Consider the following 20338-nt stretch of genomic DNA (forward strand, 5'->3'; position numbering starts at 1 on the left):
CAAGATGACTCTTCTCAAGAGAAACAGCAAAACTCTAAGCAAGATGACTCTTCTCAAGATAAACAGCAAAACTCTAAGCAAGATGACTCTTCTCAAGAGAAACAGCAAAACTCTAAGCAAGATGACTCTTCTCAAGAGAAACAGCAAAACTCTAAGCAAGATGACTCTTCTCAAGAGAAACAGCAAAACTCTAAGCAAGATGACCCTTCTCAGGAGAAACAACTAAACTCTAAGCAAGATGATTCTTCTCAAGATAAACAGCAAAACTCTAAGCAAGATGATTCTTCTCAAGATAAACAGCAAAACTCTAAACAAAATGATTCTTCTCAGAATAAACAACAAAGCTCTAAACAAAATGATTCTTCTCAGAATAAACAACAAAGCTCTAAACAAAATGATTCTTCTCAGAATAAACAACAAAGCTCTAAACAAGATGATTCTTCTCAAAGTAAGCAACAAAGCTCTGGAGGTAATAGTATTTATGACTTTACCAAACCAGAAAAAGACCGTATTCATTCTCTACAAGATTTAATAGAGAAACTTAAAAAGTCTAGTGATTTTATTAATTACCATACATCTGACGATGAAACGATGCCTTATTGGATTTCTTACTATCGCCCTTCACTTGATGGAGAGAAATTACAGAAATATTTAATGCCCACTCTTTTAGAGAAACCCTGTGCTTCTCTAGAACAACTAAAAGAACATATTCCGATGAGCGGCATTACAATTACGAACGACTTACAAAAAATTGAGGACATGGTTTTAAAGGGACATGCGATTATTCAATTGAATCAGCAAGATCAAAAGTGTATGCTTGCAAACATTGCAATTGATACTTACCGGGCACCAAGCCCTCCATTAAATGAATCAACAGTTATCGGTCCACAAGAAGGCTTTGTAGAAGCTATTGATACGAATATTAATTTAGTACGAAAACGCCTTCCTGTTTTAGATTTACAAACAAAAGAAATGATTGTCGGCGAATTTTCCAAAACGAAAGTTGTCATGATGTATTTAGACAACCTCGCCGAAAAAGATAATATAGATTTTCTCGAGGAGTCATTACGTGCTCTTGAATATGATCAAATTAATGATAGCGCTTATATACAAGAACTTATGGGTGAAAAGTCGATTTTCCCTCTCTATATCAATACAGAACGTACTGATAGGGTGACAAAAGCACTCATTGATGGGAAAATTGCTATTTTTGTGGATGGTTCTCCAAGTGTTTTACTAACACCTGTATCCTATTTCGATTTTTTCATTTCACCAGAAGACTATAACGTCTCTTGGTTATACGCTACATTTTCACGCATTTTACGCCTTATCGCTGTTCTATTTTCTATCTGTGCTACACCGTTATACGTTGCAGTTTTAAATTATCATTATGAACTTATTCCAAGTGATTTACTTGAAACTTTGATTTTATCAAGGGCGCAAGTACCATTCCCACCTTTAATTGAAGCACTCTTTTTAGAACTCGCAATCGATTTATTAAGAGAGGCTGGCGCGAGGTTACCGATGAAAGTTGGTCAAACGCTCGGTATTGTAGGCGGTATCGTAATCGGACAAGCATCTGTACAAGCTGGTTTAACGAGTAACATTTTATTAATTATCGTTGCCTTATCAGCACTTGCTTCCTTTATTACACCTATTTATAAAATGGGGAATGCTGTTCGATTACTACGCTTCCCGTTTCTCATATTTGCAGAAATAGGTGGACTTTTCGGTATTTCTCTTGGATTTATCTTTTTATTTACTCATCTATTTAGACTTACTTCCTTACGCAAGCCGTACGCTTTGTTTTATCCGACAAGACAACAATCGGTTAAAGATTCTTGGATTCGTTTCCCATTAACAATGATTGATACAAGAGATGTGCAGGCAAGACCACAACATGTAAAAAAAGCTGCTAAAGGAATTTCAACAAAACATAGATCAGACTTTGATGATTAAGAGATGAGGTGCATTGATGAGTAAAGTTCAAGAAAAATATCAAATATCTCCTACCTTTGTTTTCTTCTTAATTCACGGTGCACAGTTTGGAGCTGGCGTTCTCGGATTTGCTCGAATCACCGCAAAGGCCGCTGGATACGACGGCTGGATGGGCGTTCTAATCACAGGACTCTGTATCCAAATTCTTATATGGATGATGTATTTTTTATTAAAAGAAACAAACGGGAATTTAATTGATTTACAACGACAAACCTTTGGAAAGTGGATAGGAAACGTCTTTAATATCATCTTTGCAACTTATTTTTTAATCGTCAGTATTTCGGTTATTCGAACATACGTTGAAATTATTCAAGTATGGATGTTCCCAACTGCCTCCACCTTTATGTTAACACTCTTTTTATGCCTAGTTAGCTATTACATCATTTCTTCTGGATTTCGTGTCATTACTGGCATTTGCGTCATCTCTGTTGGTGGTACGCTAGGGTATTTATTTCTAAGCTTATTTGTTTTGAAATACTCACATTGGGAGAATTTACTACCTATTTTCACACATTCTTTTTCAGATATTTTAAAATCCGCTCAACTGTCAATCTACAGTATGACTGGTTTTGAGATTTACCTCATGGTTTATCCATTTGTGAAAAACCCTAAACAATCTCATAAATTTGCTCAATATGGGGCACTATTTTCAAACCTTCTATATTTATTTAGCACCCTTTTAGCCTTTTCGTTTTTTAGTGAAAAACAATTATTAAAAACGATATGGGCCCAACTTTCTATGACCCAAGTTATTCAATTACCATTCATAGAAAGGCTAGAATATATCGCAATTTCAGCTTATGCCCTCGTTATTATTACAAGTTTCATTCTACCTTTGTGGGCGGCAACGAGAGCAACGCACGAAATATTCCGTGTAAAACAAAGAGGTGTTTTAATCGCTTTTATGTTTATCACCCTCATTGTTTCACAACTTTTAACAAACAGACACGATATTAATAATTTTATTAGTAATGCATCAAAAGGAAGCTTTTGGCTCATTTATGTATACATCCCAATTCTATTTATTATTGTGTGGGTGAAAAGAAAATGGAAAAAATCAAAAATAAATTAATACTTATCTCTTGTATAACACTCTTTAGTCTAACTGGATGTTTACAAAAAAATATTATCGATGACGTACACCTTATCCAAGGAACTGTCTTCGATGTAGCAAAAGATAATAAAATAAAGGTAACATTTGTTTGTCCTATTCAGCAAAAAGGGAACAAAGTTCAAGTTTTTGAAGGAACAGCAAATGCGGTAAAACAAGTAAAAGCTGACACATCTTTAGAGTCTTCTCAACCATTTGCGAGCGGACAAATGCGGGTTGCTCTATTTACCACCCGAATTGCTAAGAAAGGAATGGTTGCTTCCTTCGATACATTAATTCGTGATGTAAACATTGGGAATGCCTTATATGTTGCTTTACTTGAAGGTAATGGTACTGAACTCTTAAAAGGAAAGTACACGACTTCATCCAACGTTGCAATTTATATAAAAAAAATGCTAGAACATAATATGGAGACCGGTCCTTTACCAACAGATAATCTGCATGTAGGAGCTTTCCGTTATTATCAAGAAGGGCAAGACTACTATATTCCAATTTTAAAGAAACATGGTGATAAAATAAAAATCACGGGAATTGGTCTTTTTAAAAAGGATAAATATGTTGGTAAAATCGCGGAAAAAGATATGTTTATATTCAAAGGACTTTTAGAAAAACATAAGTTAGATTCACATGAATTTAAAGCAGATCCTGGGTACGTAATGATTAATAATATTCGTTCTATTCCAACATACGATATAAAAATAAAAAATGGTAAGCCTTCCTTTTCCATTCATGTTAAACTTGAGGCTCGTATTCAAGAAGTATCGAAACAGATTAACTTAGAGAATGCTAAGAACACAAAAAAGATTGAGAAGGTCGTTCAAAAACAATTGGAGACACAAGGTAAGAAATTAATTAAGCAGTTTAAATCTTTAGATGTCGATCCTCTTGGGCTAGGAGCTAAATATAAGCAACATTATCGCCCATTCAAATTAGAGGAGTGGAAACAAATGTACAAAGATGTTCCAGTTACTATAAAATACACCGTAGACATTACAAATTCTGGTGTAATTGAATGAGAAATGATTGAACTCCTCTCTCCAGCATGATACAACGGAGAGAGGAGTTTTTTATTATCAAATAGAGAGAGAAGATATTTATGGGGGAGCTTATGTCTAAAAAATTAGTAAAGCCTATTTTAAATGGTATTTTATTTCTCGGCGTCTTTTTATTTGCTCATACATACTTAAAAAATGTTTCCTTCACACGTTATTTACTTGTCGTTATACCAATGTTACTCGTCGGTATTTTTGGCATCGATCTTATTTTATCCCTTTTAATAAAAAAAGAAGAATAACAAGCGAACATCTTATTTCGATAAGATGTTCTTTTCATTTCATAATCACCTTATGTTACAATGAAATTCGGCAGAAAACGAGAAAGGATGAAACAACATGGCAAACGAAAAAGGTTTAGATAAAGGATTCGAACTTGTTGCAAAAATGCATGAAGAGTTCGGACATCCTGTGAAAAATACTCCAACAAAACTAACAGAAGAGCGTGCAAAAATTCGTGCAAGTTTTATGCAAGAAGAGCTAGAAGAATTTCTAGAAGCAACGACTGTTGAAGATCAATACGATGCACTGATTGACCTTATTTACTTTGCATTCGGAACGTTTGCCGAAATGGGCGTACGTCCTGATAAAGGATTTGAAATTGTAAATAACGCAAACATGGCAAAACTATTCCCTGATGGAAAACCCCGATTCCGTGAAGGCGATGGCAAAATTCTAAAACCAGAAGGCTGGCAAGCACCAGAACCACAACTTCGTGCTGAAATCGAACGTCAGCGCAAAGAAGCTGAAAAAAACTGCTAGGATTTCCTAGCAGTTTTTTATTATGTCTTTTTTCTGCAATTCATTAATGACCCACGTGTCCCGCGTGTCCTGCTGCTCCACTAATGCTAGCTGCTCCTGCCGCTGCCCCTGCTGCTCCTGCTCCAATTCCACCTGCCCAAGGAGAAGATTGTTGCTGTTGATATTGTTGATATTGTTGGTGCTGTTGGTGCTGTTGACCATGTTGGCCTTGATGACCGTGTTGACCGTGGTGACCGTGGTGACCGTGGTGACCTTGGTGACCTTGGTGACCTTGGTGACCTTGGTGACCTTGGTGACCTTGGTGACCGTGGTGACCTTGGTGGCCGTGATGGCCTTGATGGCCTTGATGGCCTTGATGGCCTTGATGGCCTTGATGGCCTTGATGGCCTTGATGGCCTTGATGGCCTTGGTGAGTTTGATAAAGAACAGCTTGCGGATGAATGTGGTGGTGACCGTGGTGATGTACTTGTTGTTGATGACCGTGGTGACCTTGGTCATGATGATGTCCATGATGACCGTGGTGACCTTGGTGATGATGATGTCCATGATGACCGTGGTGACCTTGGTGATGATGGTGTCCATGATGACCATGTTGGCCTTGATGATGGTGATGTCCATGATGACCGTGAACAACTTGCGGATACCCACCTATTCCTCCAGCTACAACACCCACTCCCGGTACCGGGAATCCTGCCTGCACTCCTCCAACGAAAGAAGGAAATGTAGTTGGTGCTCCTACTGGAAATCCTGTCTGTACGCCAGCTACTGATGTCGGAAATCCTCCTGTTACTGTAGGCATTCCACCCCCTGATGTCGAAAAGCCCCCCATTGATGTAGGCATTCCAGTTTGCATGCCAGCTACCGATGTTTGGAACCCTCCTGCTGCTCCACCCATCCAGCTCGGAATTCCACCGTATCCTTGTTGGCCAGCCCCTCCCATTAACATCATTTGTTCATAACTATCCGATTCACCTCCGAAGAAGCCATGTGGTGCATTATTGTCCATCCCTTTCATTCCTTTCACCTCTTCTACTCAATTTAGCCTACCTTTTTTATCATATTTCCTATAGAAAAATAGGTGTTTGTCTGTATGGGAATTCCGCTCTTTTATTTATACGTAGTGGAATAATTGAAAACTTAGACTAAAGTGATCCAGAGATTATTTTCTACACAAAAAAGCTCAGAGCATAAATGCTCTGAGCTTTTATTTAGAATGAATTAGTTTGCAACAACGTTAACAAGTTTTCCAGGAACAACAATTACTTTACGAACTGTTTTCCCTTCAATTTGGTCTTGAATTGCTTCAAGTGCAAGTTGTTCCATTTCTTCTTTTGATGCGTCTTTACTCATTGTTAGTTTTGCGCGAACTTTACCCATAACTTGAACAACGATTTCAACTTCATCTTCTACAAGTTTAGACTCATCAAATATTGGCCAGCTTGCATATGTGATTGTTTCATTATATCCAAGTTTGCTCCATAGCTCTTCCCCGATGTGAGGTGCAACTGGTGCGATCATTTTTACGAAACCTTCTACATATTCTTTCGGAAGTGTTTCAGCTTTGTATGCATCATTGATGAATACCATCATTTGAGAAATCGCTGTGTTGAAGCGAAGCTCTGCATAGTCTTCTGTTACTTTCTTCACTGTTTGGTGGTAAGCTTTTTCAAGCTCTTTATTTGGTGCGTCAGTAATTTTCTCACTTAATTCACCGTTATCTTGAACGAATAGACGCCATACGCGGTCTAGGAAACGACGAGCTCCGTCAAGACCATTTTCAGACCAAGCGATTGAAGCATCTAATGGTCCCATGAACATTTCGTATAGACGAAGTGTATCTGCACCGTGGCTTGCTACGATATCATCAGGGTTTACAACGTTACCTTTTGATTTACTCATTTTCTCGTTGTTTTCACCTAAAATCATACCTTGGTTGAATAATTGTTGGAACGGCTCTTTCGTTGGAACTACACCGATATCGTATAATACTTTATGCCAGAAACGAGCATATAGTAGGTGAAGTACAGCATGCTCTGCTCCGCCGATATAAATATCAACTGGAAGCCATTGTTTTACTTTTTCAGGATCTACAAGTGCTTCGCTATTGTTTGGATCGATGTAACGTAGGTAATACCAGCAGCTACCAGCCCATTGTGGCATTGTATTTGTTTCACGACGACCTTTTTTACCAGTCTCAGGATCAACAACATTTACCCACTCGTCAATGTTAGCAAGTGGTGATTCACCTGTACCTGAAGGACGGATGTTTTCTGTTTTCGGAAGAACTAATGGTAATTCTTCTTCCTTCACAGCTGTCATTGTCCCATCTTCCCAGTGAATTACCGGAATTGGCTCACCCCAGTAACGTTGACGGCTGAATAACCAGTCACGCAGACGGTACGTTACTTTTTGATTTCCTGCGCTCGTTACTTCAAGCCATTCAATCATTTTTGCGATTGCTTCTTCTTTATTTAATCCATCAAGGAATGCTGAGTTTACGTGTGCACCATCACCTGTGTACACTTCTTTCGTAATATCTCCGCCTTTTACAACTTCCTTCATCGGAAGATTGAATACTGATGCGAATTCATAGTCACGCTCATCATGAGCTGGAACTGCCATTACGGCACCTGTTCCGTAAGTTGCAAGAACATAGTCAGCAATCCAGATTGGTAATTTCTCACCGTTTACTGGGTTAACTGCGTAAGCACCAGTGAATACACCAGTTTTCTCTTTCGCAAGTTCTGTACGCTCTAGGTCACTCTTCATTTTTACAGCGTTAATGTAAGCTTCTACCGCTTCTTTTTGTTCTGCTGTTGTAATTTCTGCAACAAGTGCATGTTCCGGAGCTAGTACACAGTATGTTGCACCAAATAGTGTATCAGGGCGCGTTGTGAATACTGTGAACTTCTCGTCTGTACCATCGATATTGAAGTGTACTTCTGCACCTTCAGAACGACCGATCCAGTTACGTTGCATATCTTTTAAGCTTTCTGGCCAATCAAGCTCATCTAGATCTTCTAATAGACGATCTCCGTAAGCTGTAATTTTTAACATCCACTGTCTCATCGGACGACGCTCAACTGGATGTCCACCACGCTCACTCTTACCGTCAATGATTTCTTCATTTGCAAGTACTGTACCAAGTGCTGGACACCAGTTTACAGGTACTTCATCAACGTAAGCTAAGCCTTTTTCAAATAGTTTTAAGAAGATCCATTGTGTCCACTTATAGTAGTTTGGATCTGTTGTATTTACTTCACGGTCCCAATCATAAGAGAAACCTAGTGATTTAATTTGGTTACGGAACGTATTAATATTATGCTCTGTAAATTCAGCTGGGCTATTTCCAGTATCAAGTGCATATTGCTCTGCTGGAAGACCAAATGCATCCCATCCCATTGGATGAAGAACGTTATACCCTTGCATACGCTTCATACGAGATAAAATATCTGTCGCTGTATAACCTTCTGGATGTCCTACGTGTAGGCCTGCACCTGATGGATATGGGAACATATCTAGTGCATAAAATTTTGGTTTTTCTGTCTCATCTGGCGTACGGAATGTTTTATTCTCTTCCCAGTACCCTTGCCACTTCTTCTCAATATCTTGATGATTAAAGCTCATGAGATACCCTCCTTGAAATTCTATTTATTTTCACCGCCCAAAATACAAAAAACCTCTCATCCCTAGAAAGGGACGAGAGGTTATAGATTCCCGCGGTACCACCCTAAATTAATGTAAAAATATACATTCGCTTAGATCCGTAACGTGGATTAACGGCAATTGCTACTATTAGTTTCACAACTGCAACTCAAAGGCGAGTTCATAACGAAACGTGGATTGACTTGCACCGACCGTCAACTCTCTAAACCAGCTTCTATTACTACTACTCCTTCTCACTGTTATTACACATATGAGTTAATGTGAACTACCCTCCACTTAGTATCTCTAAAAAGCTTACTTAAAGCGGGGCTTCTCGGTTAATCGTTACTTTTAATAACTAACGAATTCGTCTTAAGACAGCCGAGCTATCTCCCTTGTTCTAAAGGTTGTTTTATTTAAATATATTCTAAAACATGTTACATGTTCCGTCAAACTAAACTGCAATTTTTTCTTCAACTGTTTCTTCTACTTTTACTCGTTTATCATACATGCTCGTTGCTATAAGCGCTACTACAAGCATTACCATGATTGCTATAAACAATACTTCCATATTGTATAAATCAACAATCGCTCCGCCAACGACCGGCCCGAACATTTTCCCTACAGTCGCCGCGCTATTTACAACACCTTGATAAAAACCTAGTTTATCTTTTGGTGCAAGTATATTTGCAATCGTCGGAACTGCTGGCCACACAAATAATTCACCGATTGTTAATGTTACCATCGCAACGAGGAACATCGTAAATTGCTGCGCTTGACTTAACACAATGAATGACGCCGCAAAAATGAAGATTCCAATCATAATTTGCTGTTTTAAAGAACGCTTCATCCAGCGAATTAGCATACTAACAAGTGGCTGCGCACAAACAATCATAGCTCCATTTATCGTCCATAATAAACTATAATGACGAAGGCTAATATTCAATTCTTGCATATGTGTTGCAATCGCTCCTTGCCACTGTACGTATGTAACCCAGCATAAAGCATATGCTACACACACGATCAGAAGTGCTTTAAATCCAGGTGTAAGTGACCAACCTTTTTTCGTTTCGATTTCCTTTTGCACTCCTGGCTCTTTCTTGTCTTCCATACCACGGAATCCAATAAAAGCAATTAAGAAGAAAACAAAATATAAAATAAAATTCGCTAAGAAAATATAATCAAAACGATATGATGCAACTAATCCACCACACGCTGTTCCAATCGCAATACCAACATTTTGTCCAACGTACATCGCATTAAATGCCCGTCTTCCGCCCTCTGGCCAAACCGTACCAACCATCGCATACATCGATGGGAAGACCATTCCAGAACCGAAGCCGATTAACGCTAGCCACACAACATATAACGGCCAACCATGGAAGAACACAAGACCTAAAATTGATACAAGTGTAATAACAATTCCTACTAAAGTTGATTTATAACCGCCCCATTTATCAAATAAAACACCGCCGAGCAAGTTTCCGATTACACCAGTAAGCGAGTTGATCATTAATACCATTCCGGCCACAGATAAAGATTTTCCTAGGTGATCATGCAAATAAATTGTATTAAAAGGCCATAAAAAAGAAGCACCCGTGACATTAATAATCATCCCAGCTACTAATAGCCATACTTTCCTTGGCATAGTTTCCCCTCCTATTCTATTTTTTTCGTTCATATATATAACAGTAAAATTGTAGTCGTTTTTAAATAGGAAGGCAACTGATTAATAGTTGATGAAATTCAGATAATGGTTCATCGGTAAATGAAATTATACTGATCCCTGTTTGAAAATATATTGACTTACCGACAAAAACGACATCAGTAACAATATATAAATAAGGGGAGACTGTATGAACTTCATACAGTCTCCCCTTATTTATATTATCCAACTTCTTTTTCTCGCTTCGCACGTTCTTTAGCGCTCCATTTAAATATTTTATCTAATACGGAATATATTCTCCCAGATTCTTTCGTTAACAAAGGTCCTAACGATGCCAATATTAAAACATACAGGGCTGAGAATGGTTTAATCGTTGCCATTAAGCCGCCCGCAATTCCAATATTCGCGACGATAATGGAAAACTCTCCGCGTGATACAAGTGTTAAACCAATATTCGTAGAAGCCTTATGCGATAATCCCGCTTTACGCCCCGCAACCATTCCAGCGGTAAAATTACCGATAAGAGTAATAAAAACTGCTCCTAATGCCAACCACACTGCTCCTCCAAGTGAAAATGGATCTATACTTAAACCGAAGCTGAAAAAGAATATAGCTCCAAAGAAATCACGAAACGGAACAACGAGCTGTTCAATTCGATCACTATGCTCCGTTTCTGAAAAGACGAGTCCTAGTAATAATGCTCCAATCGCCTCTGCAACATGAATCGTTTCTGAAAATCCTGCTACAAAGAACAAAATAGCGAATATTACAATAATAAAAATTTCATTGGACGAAATATCTAACATTTTATTTAAAAACCTTGTAGCTTTTCTAGCAACTACAAAGAATAGTAACATATACCCTACTGCGATTAAAATGGATGTGAGAGCACCTACAAATGACGTTGCCCCTCCGAGTACTAATCCTGAAACGACTGATAAATATACCGCTAAAAAGATATCGTCAAACATAATGATTCCTAAAATTAGTTCCGTCTCTTTATTACCAGATCTTCTTAAATCAACAATTACTTTCGCAACAATTGCACTCGATGAAATTGTTATGATCCCAGCAATAATTAATGTTTCTAATAAGGGGAAACCCATTATATATCCGTAAAGTAAACCCAATATAAAATTAAGCGATATATGAACAGTTCCCCCAAAAGCAATTGATTTTCCTGATTTAATTAATTTTTTAATTGAGAATTCTAAGCCTAAATAGAATAAGAGGAATATAACGCCAACACGGCCAAGGAAGGAAATAACTTCTCCGCTTTCAATAAATCTTAAATCGATAAGCCCTAAATCTGGGGCATGAGGCCCCACTAGCATACCGAGTATAATGAGAAACGGAATAATCGAGAACTTTAACTTTGCAGCGAGAATAGCTGCAAAAGCGACTAATACTAACGCAGTCCCAACTTCAAAGATTAAAGTATCCATCGATTATGAATCCCCTCCTACTGAAAGCAACTCATTAATAATTCTTTTTACTTCATGTCTTTCACCTGATAATACAAGCATATCGCCAGCTTCAATGATAGAATCTGGGCCTGGATTAAAGAACTTCTTCATATTCTTTTTCAAAATGGCAATAATCGTTACATTATATGTGTTTCGGACATGTAAACTACCAATTGTTTTTTGTACGACTGGTGCATTATTTTCCACCTTAAACCACTCAATTGATAATCCTTCAAAGGCCATTTCAATCGTATCTAAAGCTTGTGGCCTATACACCATTCCGCCCAATATAGCTGCAATTTGTCTCGCTTCGGAATCACGAAGAGAGACGCTTGAAATACTCTCCTCATGATCAGCATCAAAATGGTACATTTCTCTTCGGCCATCATCATGAATAACGATAACCATCTTTTCATTACCTTTTGTAATCACTTCAAACTTACATCCAATACCTGGCAGTTCACTCTCTCTAATATTCATATTTTCCGCCTCCTAATTTTTTTAGTTACGGCTTTTATAAATCGACATCAATCTCCGTTTTAAAGGTCTCATCCTTTGAGATACCTAAATACTTTAGCGTCTCTGATGGAGTCGCGTGATGAAAATGTTTTTGCAATAGCGCAATCGCTATCCCTCTTTTGTACGCATGAAATCCAAACGTTTTTCGCATTGAATTCGTTCCGATCTTACCAACAACTCCAACTGCTTCTGCAGCATTATGAATTACACGATACGCTTGTTGGCGCGTAATTGAATTTGGCGTTTTATTAGATTGAAATACGTAATTTTCTCTTTTAACGCCAATAGATTGTACGTAATCTAAAAGCGCTTCTTTTACTTTTGTATTTAAATAAATATCTTGTTTAAATTTTTCATCTTTCACAGGAAGAGAATAAAACTCTTTAACAGTCCCGTCTTCATTTAATACATCTTCAAATTTCATGCCAAGTAGTTCTGTAATTTTTAATCCTGTGTTAATTCCAATAACAAATAAAAGATAGTCTCGCTGGGAGTGCTCTTTTAAATATTTTTTCATAGCCTCAATTTGGCTTATATCTTTTAATGCCTCTACAACTTCCATACATGTATTCTCCTCATCTTATGAACGGTAATTTTCTCATCATGTTGTCCATTTTACCTTATCATGCTATGAGATTTCCATGTATTATCCATTATTTTCACAATATACTTTTGTGATCCAAGCAATTTTCAATTTGGAAATTTACGATTGTACAAATACGTTGTGGTTAGAAAAGAAATAGGGGATAAAAGTTCAGCTTCTTTCTATAGATTGGATTCCTCCTTTCCTTATCCAGCTGCTTCTACTTTTATATTACGTTACTTATTTACATTATATTATATATTTCAGTAACATTAAAGCATTTTTTCTGAAAATAATAAAAACCGAGCAATTTCGCTCGGTTTTTTATTAATCTTCTTTCGGAAGAACAATTCCTTTATACAATTGAACTGTAATAAGGTAATAAATCGTGTAAATAACTACGAAAATTACGATTGGTATCCAAATACGGAAGTACGGATCGACTAAAATAAATCCGAAAATATTCATACCAACTAATACGTGAGCGATACCCACAATTGCTGGGAATAAGAATACTAAGAATAACTCTTTATAAATTGATTTCGTTAATAATTCACGGCGTACACCGATTTTACGAAGCATTTGATAACGCGTAATATCTTTTGATGCACCAGAAAGAATTTTGAACATAAGACAGCTTGCCATCATTGCTAAGAAAGCAATTCCAAGGAAGAAGCCCATAAACACTGTTCCGCTCGCAACACCGTAGAACATGTCATACACTTGATATTTACTACTCATTTGCTCAGCTTTTACATTTTTATATTTAGCTAGCTGCAACTCGTCAATTTTTTTCCATTCTTTTGTGTATGCTACGAAATCGTCTGTTTTTCCAGTAAATACGATTCCTTCTTTACCATTTACAGTATCGTACATTTTTTGATCTACAACTTTAATGGCACGATCTTGGTATATATAATATGGTTGGATTGTTCTAAATGCCTCATCCCATTCTTCCGGCATTGTTTTTTCATTTTTATCTTGTTCTGACCTCACTCCTGCTACTGTACCTACTGGAGCTTCTCCTGAAACTTCTTTATATTTACCGAAACTTTCTTTACCTACACCATCTCGAATAAATGGCTTATGTTTCTCTAAATCTTCTTTTACATAATAAATATATTTGTCGTCTACTTTATAACGGTACTCAGCTTTATTTTTAAATGATATACCATCTAAAATTTTCTTCTCTTCAGCTGTAGGATTATGAACAATTGAATCGTAAATTTCAAATCCATCAACCGTTTTTATAACGTTATTTTTAAATGCCATACCACCTGAAATTGCACCAGCTCCAAGAGCAACTAACATCGCTACTGTTGCAAGTACCTTTGTTAAGCTATTAATACGGAAATTTAATTGTGCAAATGTAAAAGCATTAAGTCCTTTTTCACTACGCTTTTTATTACTCTTTAACTTTTTAATAATAACTGGAAGGAGTGATCCAAATAGCATATAAGTACCTGCTGTTGTTGTAACTAATGCAATAAGGATTCCCATTTCTCTTAATGTTTCCATATTAATCATAGCTGCATAACCAATACCTAATAAAATAACCGCTAGGAATGCAACTAAACCTGTCATTTTTCCTTTTACCACAACACGTTCTGTTTGTGCATCTGCATGTACAAGTTGCAGTACAGAAATACGTGATAATTTAATACTGTTCATAATTGCTGATAATACAAATAGCGCAAAGAAGAAGATGCAAGTAACAGTCATAGATGGCAGGTAAAATGCTTTATAGCCTTCACCAGCAAATTCTAATTGTTTCATTAATAATTGTCCGATACCCTCTGCAAGTCCTACACCAACTGTAATACCAATGGCAAGAGACGCAGCGCCTAATACGATCGTTTCAATAAACATAAGTAATGTAACTTTATGCTTTTTTGCTCCTAGCATCATATACATACCGAACTCTTTTTGACGAAGAGATAATAAGAAAGAGTTCGCATATAAAATATAGAAGAACGTTATAATAGCTAGTAAAAATGAACCTGCTTGGAATACGAATCCAATTGATTGAATAACTGAGTTAGATTCGATAAACGCTTTATTCAGCGCTAACGTTTGGAACATGTAAAAAATTGAAATCGACATGACAAGACCGACAAGTAAGACGATATAATCTTTCAGCTTACTTTTCAGCCCCGACATGGAAAGTTTAAATAACATACTGGAACCTCCTTTCTTACGCTTTTTGTGTACCTAAATCTGCAAGTACATCTAAAATTTCTTTGTAGAACTCTTCACGCGTACCACCGCGATGAATTTCTTTATACAGCTCACCATCTTGAATGAATAAAATTCGCTGACAATAACTTGCACTATACGGATCATGTGTAACCATCATAATAGATACGCCTTGTTCTTCATTTAAGTTTGTCATCGCATCAAGTAAACTCGCTGCATTTTTAGAATCAAGCGCTCCTGTTGGCTCGTCCCCTAAAATAATTGCTGGCTCATGCACAAGTGCGCGCGCTGCTGCTGAACGTTGTTTCTGCCCACCAGATACTTCAGATGGATACTTTTGAAGAATTTCTGTAATCCCTAGCATACCCGCTACTTTTTCTACTTTTGGTCCAATGTTACGTGATGAAACACCTTGAAGAGAAAGTGGAAGTGCAATGTTTTCATAAATAGATAAGTTCTCTAATAAGTTGAAGTCTTGGAAAATGAATCCTAACTTTTGTGAACGAAAATCAGAAAGTTCACCTTGCTTCATTTTCGTAATGTCCGTACCCGCAATTTCAACAACGCCGCCCGTTGCTTTATCAAGCGTTGAAATTACATTTAACAATGTCGTTTTACCAGAACCAGATGGCCCCATAATTCCAACAAACTCACCCTCTTGAATTGAGAATGAAACACCTTTTAACGCATGTGATTGGTTCTCACCTTTTTTACCGTACACTTTTTGGACGTTTTTCACGTCTACAACTGGTTTCGTCATATATATCCTCCTACGCTTGTTTTTCCATTACCTATTTTGCGCTTTTTGGAAGTGAACTGCTATTTGTTAACATTACATTTACCTTACACTTTTGTAATATAAAAAAGATGAGTGTGTAAGGTTCGTTGATAAATGAAAATTTTATTAGCGATTCGACAAGTAATATCGACTTTCCGAAAAAGATGACAATAAAAATGGGCTGTTCCACAAAAGGAACAACCCACTTCTCTCTTTATTTCTTTAAAGGTGTTACCGTCCAGTAAGTAACAACTCGCCAAATCCATTCTAGTGGACCCATTTTAAAGACCTTCATACAAATTACGCTAAACAAAATTTGAATTGCATAAATTGCAATACACACATATAACGTCTGCATGTACGTTAAGTTTTCTGCAAAGTTAAATACACTGCCCGCAATTAAAATCATTGCAGTTTGTCCAATATAATTTGTTAAAGCCATTCGTCCATAATATTTCAGTGGTGCTAACAATGTTTGAACCGGTTTTAATTGAAGTAATAAAATTAAAGCTCCAACATAGAAAGCTGAAATAATAGGTCCTACTGTAACACCAATTTTTAAAAATTGGCCTGCAGCATTCATTGTTCCATCCTCATTCTCAAGTATCATATTTATAAATGGTTCAGCAGGAACGTGCCCGTATTGATACCATACAGCTACGACACTTAAAACAAACATAACACCTGTAAAAATAGCGACTTTCTTTATATTTTGCGTGAGATTTTCAAATACACGATATTGTCCTGCAGCAAGCCCTAATAAAATTAAGCCAAGTGGTAATAACTCTTTAACTCCCATTACACTGAAGGCAATTGTCAAAATAATTCCTAGTACTAAGTTCACTTCTTTTTTCGCTTTATAAAACGGTAAAACGATTAACCCGCAAATTGCGTATAACGCTAATGCTTCTCCAGGCTGAAACATGTGATGAATTAAACCAAAAATAAATAATGCTACTAAGCGACGTAAAAATAAAACATAGCCATTTTTCCCTTTCGCAATCGCTCTTGAAATAAAGATATAGAATCCCACTCCAAATAAGAATGAGAAGATTGAGAAGAAACGACCTTCTACAAATAAATATAAAAATCTTTGATAGCTAGCATCCACTGTATTAGGATCTGGAATTTTAATGTTAAGTAGTGCGAGAATATTTACTAAAATAATCCCTAGTAGTGCAAAGCCACGAATGTAATCTAACTCATCAATTCGCTTGTTTGTAATATTGTTCCCCATAAAGCAACTCCTTGTATAAAATTTAATCCTTCCTTACTCTACTGGAGAAAGTTGCTCACAACTATCGACAAACCTTACAGTAATCTTACATTATTGTCATATAACAAAATAAAACCAGGTCATATTTCGACCTGGTTTACTCTGATTGTTTCGATTTTTGCGGTTGTCCTTTTTTACTATTACGCTGTTTTACTTGAACAATCGGATCAAGCTCATTCGAAAATTCAGCGTTATGTCCATTTTGCGTTTTTTGCTCTGGATTATTTTGATCTGAACGTTTCGCCATTACATTCACTCCTTATTAGTGCGGTGTAATAATCATTTGATGTTGCAATTGGCGAATTGCCATACGTGCTCTATTTAACTGCTCACGTTGCTCATCATTCGCATGTTGTTGCATCGTTTGTAAATCGTTATATGCTTGTTCTAATTGTAACTGCGCATCCGAATACTCCATCGTATTGTAATGCTCTTGTCTCATACCTTGGTCTAATTGTTCTTTCGCATATTCCACCGCTTGTTCCGCTTGTGTAATATACGATTCAAGTGATTGACGCTCTGCCATAATTGTCCCTCCTTGCTTCAATTCCCCTTTAGTGTGTCCCTTCCATCTCTACCTTATGAGTATGTTATAATGGATTTTGTTTCATTTTGACTCGGCTTAGGAGGGAAAGTAATGAAGGTTCAAAACCCTTTTCCATATACAAACGACAATAAACGTTATCATACATGGAATTACCATTTACGAAATGAATTTGGTGAAAAAATCTTTAAAGTTTCATTAGATGCTGGCTTCGATTGCCCGAACCGGGACGGTACAGTTGCTTACGGCGGTTGTACATTTTGCAGTGCTGCCGGATCTGGTGACTTCGCTGGTGATCGCCGCGATGATGTTATAACGCAATATCATGAAATGAAAGAAAAAATGCGCTCAAAGTGGAAAGACGGAAAATGTATCGCTTATTTCCAAGCGTACACAAATACACATGCACCACTTGAAGTTTTAAAAGAAAAATTCGAACCGCTTCTAGCAGAAAAAGACGTTGTCGGTCTTTCTATCGCGACTCGTCCAGATTGCTTACCAGACGATGTCGTTGAATATTTAGCGGACTTAAATAAACGCACATACCTTTGGGTTGAACTCGGTTTACAAACTGTTCACGAACGAACTGCAAACCTTATTAATCGCGCTCATGATTACCCATCTTACGTGGAAGGTGTAAATAAATTACGTAAGCATGGCATTAGAGTTTGCTCTCATATTATTAATGGTCTTCCACTTGAAGATTACGACATGATGATGGAAACAGCTCGTGAAGTAGCAAAGCTTGACGTACAAGGAATTAAAATTCATTTACTTCACTTATTAAAAGGAACGCCAATGGTGAAGCAATATGAAAAAGGACAACTCGAGTTCCTTTCTCTTGAAGATTACGTAAGTCTCGTTGTTGACCAACTTGAAATGATTCCAGAAGACGTAATTGTACACCGCATCACAGGTGACGGTCCGCCTGATTTAATGATTGGCCCAATGTGGAGCTTAAATAAATGGGAAGTATTAAATTCCATCGATGCAGAATTTGTACGCCGCGGAAGCTGGCAAGGAAAATATGCAAATGAGGAGAAACAAAAATGAAATTAGAACGTGTATTACCGTTTGCTCGCTCGCTTCTGCAAACGGCAGTAAAAGAAGGCGATTACGCTGTAGATGCAACTTTAGGAAACGGCCATGACACTTGCTTCCTAGCTGAAATCGTTGGAGATAGCGGAAAAGTATTTGGATTTGATATTCAAAAAGAGGCAATCGAAAGCTCAACAACTCATCTAAAAGAAAAAGAACTTTTTGAACGTACTGTTTTAGTTCACGATAGTCACGATACTCTTCTATCCGTATTACCAGAAGATGCAAAAGGAAAAGTAACAGGCGCAATTTTCAACTTAGGTTACCTTCCAGGCGGAGACAAGCATATCGTTACAAAACCGAACTCAACAATCTCAGCGATCGAACAACTATTAGAAGTAATGGCACCTGAAGGTATCATCGTTCTTGTCATTTACCACGGACATCCAGAAGGACAAGTAGAACGCGACGCTGTACTTACATTTGCTGAAAAACTAGACCAAAAACAAGCTCACGTACTACGATATGGCTTCATTAACCAGCAAAATAACCCGCCATTTATTGTGGCGATTGAAAAGCGATAAAGTGAAACTTTAATCAGTGGGGGCATCCCCACTGATTATTAGTTGAACCAATCGGGCAGTAAAACTCCCACCTAACCTCTTTGCTCCAGGCGAATTTTAAGGTGGGAGTTTTACTGCCCGTTAATGCGGGGGAATATATCAACGATTTTTCAATTATATCTATCGTAACTCGGGATATATCAACGATTTTTTCGATATATCTATCATAACTTACAATATATCAACGATTTCTCGGATATATCGATTGTTCGACAAAACATAACAAAAAAAGACGTGCATTCACTGCACGTCTTTTTGATATCCTCCTATATAATGGATATATACAATCTTAAAGGAGATAAACCAATGATCGGAATACTAGCAGGAATGGGGTCAAAATCAACTGGTCCATTCGTCGATACAGTTGTAGCAAGGTGCCAAACAATATACGGAGCAAAGCATGATATGGACTTTCCTCATATGATGATCTACTCGTGTCCAACACCGTTTTACATGGATCGCCCTATTGATCACGGAGCGATGAAAAAAGCGATTATTGACGGAACACAAAAACTTGAAAGTACTGGCGTAAGCTTTATTGCCATGCCGTGTAATACGGCGCATCTTTATTTTGAAGAATTACAGCGTTCGCTTTCTATCCCGATTTTAAATATAGTCGATGAAACGTTACAAGCAATTCCTGAAAATACAAAAAGAGTCGCTCTTCTCGCAACAGAAGCAACTGTTCAAGCTAGGATTTACCAAGATGGGATTGCAAAGCGTAATATAGAATACATTCATCATGAAAAATGGCAGGAAAGCATTAATCAAATTATTACTTGCATTAAATCTGGAGAGATTGAAGAAGCTCGCGAATTGTGGAATACGCTCGTTTTACAACTGAGAGATGAAATAGATACTGCAATTATCGCATGCACTGATTTGAATGTAGTGGCTAGTGAGGATTTTGTTGATTCCTCTCAATGTCTTGCAAAAGCGGTTGTTGAGATGTATTTATCAAATAAGAAGAAATATTTATAAATGTTGAAACCCCTAAAAACTTTTAACTTTCTTCACAATTCTTTCAAAGTAATCACACTTAATCTCGCTATATTAAATAAGTAGTTATTCATATAGGGAA

At 37.2% G+C, this 20338-nt stretch carries 19 protein-coding genes and 1 other annotated feature; of the genes, 8 read left to right on the top strand and 11 right to left on the bottom strand.

All coding sequences use genetic code 11. The features are described 5' to 3' along the window. From DOS87_RS25880 to DOS87_RS25900, 5 genes are all read left to right on the top strand, one after another. A partial coding sequence (locus DOS87_RS25880) for a spore germination protein (RefSeq protein ID WP_208730140.1) occupies positions 1 to 1959 on the top strand: 1959 nt, incomplete at its 5' end. 16 nt (positions 1960 to 1975) lie between these two features. After that, positions 1976 to 3070 (top strand): spore germination protein, encoded by a 1095-nt coding sequence (locus tag DOS87_RS25885; protein ID WP_000049080.1) that lies wholly within the window; start codon positions 1976 to 1978, stop codon positions 3068 to 3070. Further along, positions 3046 to 4125 (top strand): Ger(x)C family spore germination protein, encoded by a 1080-nt coding sequence (locus DOS87_RS25890; RefSeq protein ID WP_000411348.1) that lies wholly within the window; start codon positions 3046 to 3048, stop codon positions 4123 to 4125. The genes DOS87_RS25885 and DOS87_RS25890 overlap by 25 nt, the downstream gene beginning before the upstream one ends. Positions 4126 to 4217: 92 nt before the next feature. Next, positions 4218 to 4403, top strand: a complete 186-nt coding sequence (locus DOS87_RS25895) for a macro domain-containing protein (RefSeq protein ID WP_000038780.1) — start codon at positions 4218 to 4220, stop codon at positions 4401 to 4403. 97 nt (positions 4404 to 4500) lie between these two features. After that, positions 4501 to 4923 carry a pyrophosphohydrolase domain-containing protein gene (locus DOS87_RS25900; RefSeq protein WP_001262632.1) on the top strand — a complete coding sequence of 141 codons (423 nt, stop codon included), beginning with the start codon at positions 4501 to 4503 and terminating at the stop codon, positions 4921 to 4923. Positions 4924 to 4966: 43 nt separating this feature from the next. Here DOS87_RS25900 and DOS87_RS25905 read toward each other — a convergent pair whose 3' ends face one another. The 11 genes from DOS87_RS25905 to DOS87_RS25955 all read right to left on the bottom strand — a co-directional run bounded on the left by DOS87_RS25905 (position 4967) and on the right by DOS87_RS25955 (position 17578). Next, on the bottom strand, positions 4967 to 5938 hold the full coding sequence (locus DOS87_RS25905; RefSeq protein ID WP_208730141.1) for a hypothetical protein: 972 nt from the start codon (positions 5936 to 5938) through the stop codon (positions 4967 to 4969). Between the two features lie 203 nt (positions 5939 to 6141). Further along, on the bottom strand, positions 6142 to 8550 hold the full coding sequence (gene leuS, locus DOS87_RS25910; RefSeq protein ID WP_000009441.1) for a leucine--tRNA ligase: 2409 nt from the start codon (positions 8548 to 8550) through the stop codon (positions 6142 to 6144). A 65-nt stretch (positions 8551 to 8615) separates the two neighbouring features. After that, positions 8616 to 8835: a binding site (T-box leader), on the bottom strand. Positions 8836 to 9022: 187 nt separating this feature from the next. Continuing rightward, entirely contained in the window at positions 9023 to 10216 is a 1194-nt protein-coding gene (locus DOS87_RS25915) for an MDR family MFS transporter (RefSeq protein WP_001137549.1), read from the bottom strand. Positions 10217 to 10455: 239 nt separating this feature from the next. Beyond that, a complete protein-coding gene (locus tag DOS87_RS25920) occupies positions 10456 to 11679 on the bottom strand; it encodes a cation:proton antiporter (RefSeq protein ID WP_000380177.1) in 1224 nt (407 codons plus the stop codon). A gap of 3 nt (positions 11680 to 11682) precedes the next feature. Further along, positions 11683 to 12180, bottom strand: a complete 498-nt coding sequence (locus DOS87_RS25925) for a cation:proton antiporter regulatory subunit (RefSeq protein WP_001026053.1) — start codon at positions 12178 to 12180, stop codon at positions 11683 to 11685. A gap of 34 nt (positions 12181 to 12214) precedes the next feature. Beyond that, a complete protein-coding gene (locus DOS87_RS25930; RefSeq protein WP_000454200.1) occupies positions 12215 to 12781 on the bottom strand; it encodes a tyrosine-type recombinase/integrase in 567 nt (188 codons plus the stop codon). Between the two features lie 348 nt (positions 12782 to 13129). Beyond that, complete coding sequence (locus DOS87_RS25935) at positions 13130 to 14980, bottom strand: FtsX-like permease family protein (protein ID WP_000897786.1); 1851 nt, start codon at positions 14978 to 14980, stop codon at positions 13130 to 13132. Between the two features lie 16 nt (positions 14981 to 14996). After that, a complete protein-coding gene (locus DOS87_RS25940) occupies positions 14997 to 15758 on the bottom strand; it encodes an ABC transporter ATP-binding protein (RefSeq protein WP_000165855.1) in 762 nt (253 codons plus the stop codon). A 232-nt stretch (positions 15759 to 15990) separates the two neighbouring features. Further along, positions 15991 to 17013 (bottom strand): DUF418 domain-containing protein, encoded by a 1023-nt coding sequence (locus tag DOS87_RS25945; protein ID WP_098578169.1) that lies wholly within the window; start codon positions 17011 to 17013, stop codon positions 15991 to 15993. A 136-nt stretch (positions 17014 to 17149) separates the two neighbouring features. Further along, entirely contained in the window at positions 17150 to 17299 is a 150-nt protein-coding gene (locus tag DOS87_RS25950; RefSeq protein ID WP_001129340.1) for a hypothetical protein, read from the bottom strand. Between the two features lie 15 nt (positions 17300 to 17314). Next, complete coding sequence (locus DOS87_RS25955) at positions 17315 to 17578, bottom strand: YtzC family protein (protein WP_000840869.1); 264 nt, start codon at positions 17576 to 17578, stop codon at positions 17315 to 17317. A 111-nt stretch (positions 17579 to 17689) separates the two neighbouring features. On the opposite strand from DOS87_RS25955, the gene DOS87_RS25960 reads away from it, so the two are divergent. The 3 genes from DOS87_RS25960 to DOS87_RS25970 all read left to right on the top strand — a co-directional run bounded on the left by DOS87_RS25960 (position 17690) and on the right by DOS87_RS25970 (position 20238). Continuing rightward, positions 17690 to 18649, top strand: coding sequence for a tRNA modification radical SAM protein MnmL/YtqA (locus DOS87_RS25960; RefSeq protein ID WP_000868035.1), 960 nt, complete (start codon positions 17690 to 17692; stop codon positions 18647 to 18649). Continuing rightward, positions 18646 to 19218 (top strand): tRNA 5-(aminomethyl)-2-thiouridylate-methyltransferase MnmM, encoded by a 573-nt coding sequence (locus tag DOS87_RS25965; RefSeq protein WP_000764475.1) that lies wholly within the window; start codon positions 18646 to 18648, stop codon positions 19216 to 19218. The genes DOS87_RS25960 and DOS87_RS25965 overlap by 4 nt, the downstream gene beginning before the upstream one ends. Positions 19219 to 19563: 345 nt before the next feature. Further along, positions 19564 to 20238 (top strand): aspartate/glutamate racemase family protein, encoded by a 675-nt coding sequence (locus DOS87_RS25970; protein ID WP_098578168.1) that lies wholly within the window; start codon positions 19564 to 19566, stop codon positions 20236 to 20238. The last annotated feature ends 100 nt before the right edge of the window (positions 20239 to 20338 follow it).

It is taken from the genome of Bacillus sp. CR71, from assembly GCF_003429245.1.
In the GTDB taxonomy this organism is placed as follows: Bacteria; Bacillota; Bacilli; order Bacillales; family Bacillaceae_G; genus Bacillus_A; species Bacillus_A thuringiensis_S.

Bases quoted from the DNA above. Each gene is read 5' to 3' on its own strand.
- DOS87_RS25935 (WP_000897786.1), bottom strand. From the start codon at position 14,980: ATGTTATTTAAACTTTCCATGTCGGGGCTGAAAAGTAAGCTGAAAGAT.
- DOS87_RS25905 (WP_208730141.1), bottom strand. From the start codon at position 5,938: ATGAAAGGGATGGACAATAATGCACCACATGGCTTCTTCGGAGGTGAA.
- DOS87_RS25890 (WP_000411348.1), top strand. From the start codon at position 3,046: ATGGAAAAAATCAAAAATAAATTAATACTTATCTCTTGTATAACACTC.
- DOS87_RS25965 (WP_000764475.1), top strand. From the start codon at position 18,646: ATGAAATTAGAACGTGTATTACCGTTTGCTCGCTCGCTTCTGCAAACG.
- DOS87_RS25940 (WP_000165855.1), bottom strand. From the start codon at position 15,758: ATGACGAAACCAGTTGTAGACGTGAAAAACGTCCAAAAAGTGTACGGT.
- DOS87_RS25900 (WP_001262632.1), top strand. From the start codon at position 4,501: ATGGCAAACGAAAAAGGTTTAGATAAAGGATTCGAACTTGTTGCAAAA.
- DOS87_RS25930 (WP_000454200.1), bottom strand. From the start codon at position 12,781: ATGGAAGTTGTAGAGGCATTAAAAGATATAAGCCAAATTGAGGCTATG.
- DOS87_RS25885 (WP_000049080.1), top strand. From the start codon at position 1,976: ATGAGTAAAGTTCAAGAAAAATATCAAATATCTCCTACCTTTGTTTTC.
- DOS87_RS25925 (WP_001026053.1), bottom strand. From the start codon at position 12,180: ATGAATATTAGAGAGAGTGAACTGCCAGGTATTGGATGTAAGTTTGAA.
- DOS87_RS25915 (WP_001137549.1), bottom strand. From the start codon at position 10,216: ATGCCAAGGAAAGTATGGCTATTAGTAGCTGGGATGATTATTAATGTC.
- DOS87_RS25970 (WP_098578168.1), top strand. From the start codon at position 19,564: ATGATCGGAATACTAGCAGGAATGGGGTCAAAATCAACTGGTCCATTC.
- DOS87_RS25960 (WP_000868035.1), top strand. From the start codon at position 17,690: ATGAAGGTTCAAAACCCTTTTCCATATACAAACGACAATAAACGTTAT.
- DOS87_RS25950 (WP_001129340.1), bottom strand. From the start codon at position 17,299: ATGGCGAAACGTTCAGATCAAAATAATCCAGAGCAAAAAACGCAAAAT.
- DOS87_RS25955 (WP_000840869.1), bottom strand. From the start codon at position 17,578: ATGGCAGAGCGTCAATCACTTGAATCGTATATTACACAAGCGGAACAA.
- DOS87_RS25920 (WP_000380177.1), bottom strand. From the start codon at position 11,679: ATGGATACTTTAATCTTTGAAGTTGGGACTGCGTTAGTATTAGTCGCT.
- leuS (WP_000009441.1), bottom strand. From the start codon at position 8,550: ATGAGCTTTAATCATCAAGATATTGAGAAGAAGTGGCAAGGGTACTGG.
- DOS87_RS25945 (WP_098578169.1), bottom strand. From the start codon at position 17,013: ATGGGGAACAATATTACAAACAAGCGAATTGATGAGTTAGATTACATT.
- DOS87_RS25895 (WP_000038780.1), top strand. From the start codon at position 4,218: ATGTCTAAAAAATTAGTAAAGCCTATTTTAAATGGTATTTTATTTCTC.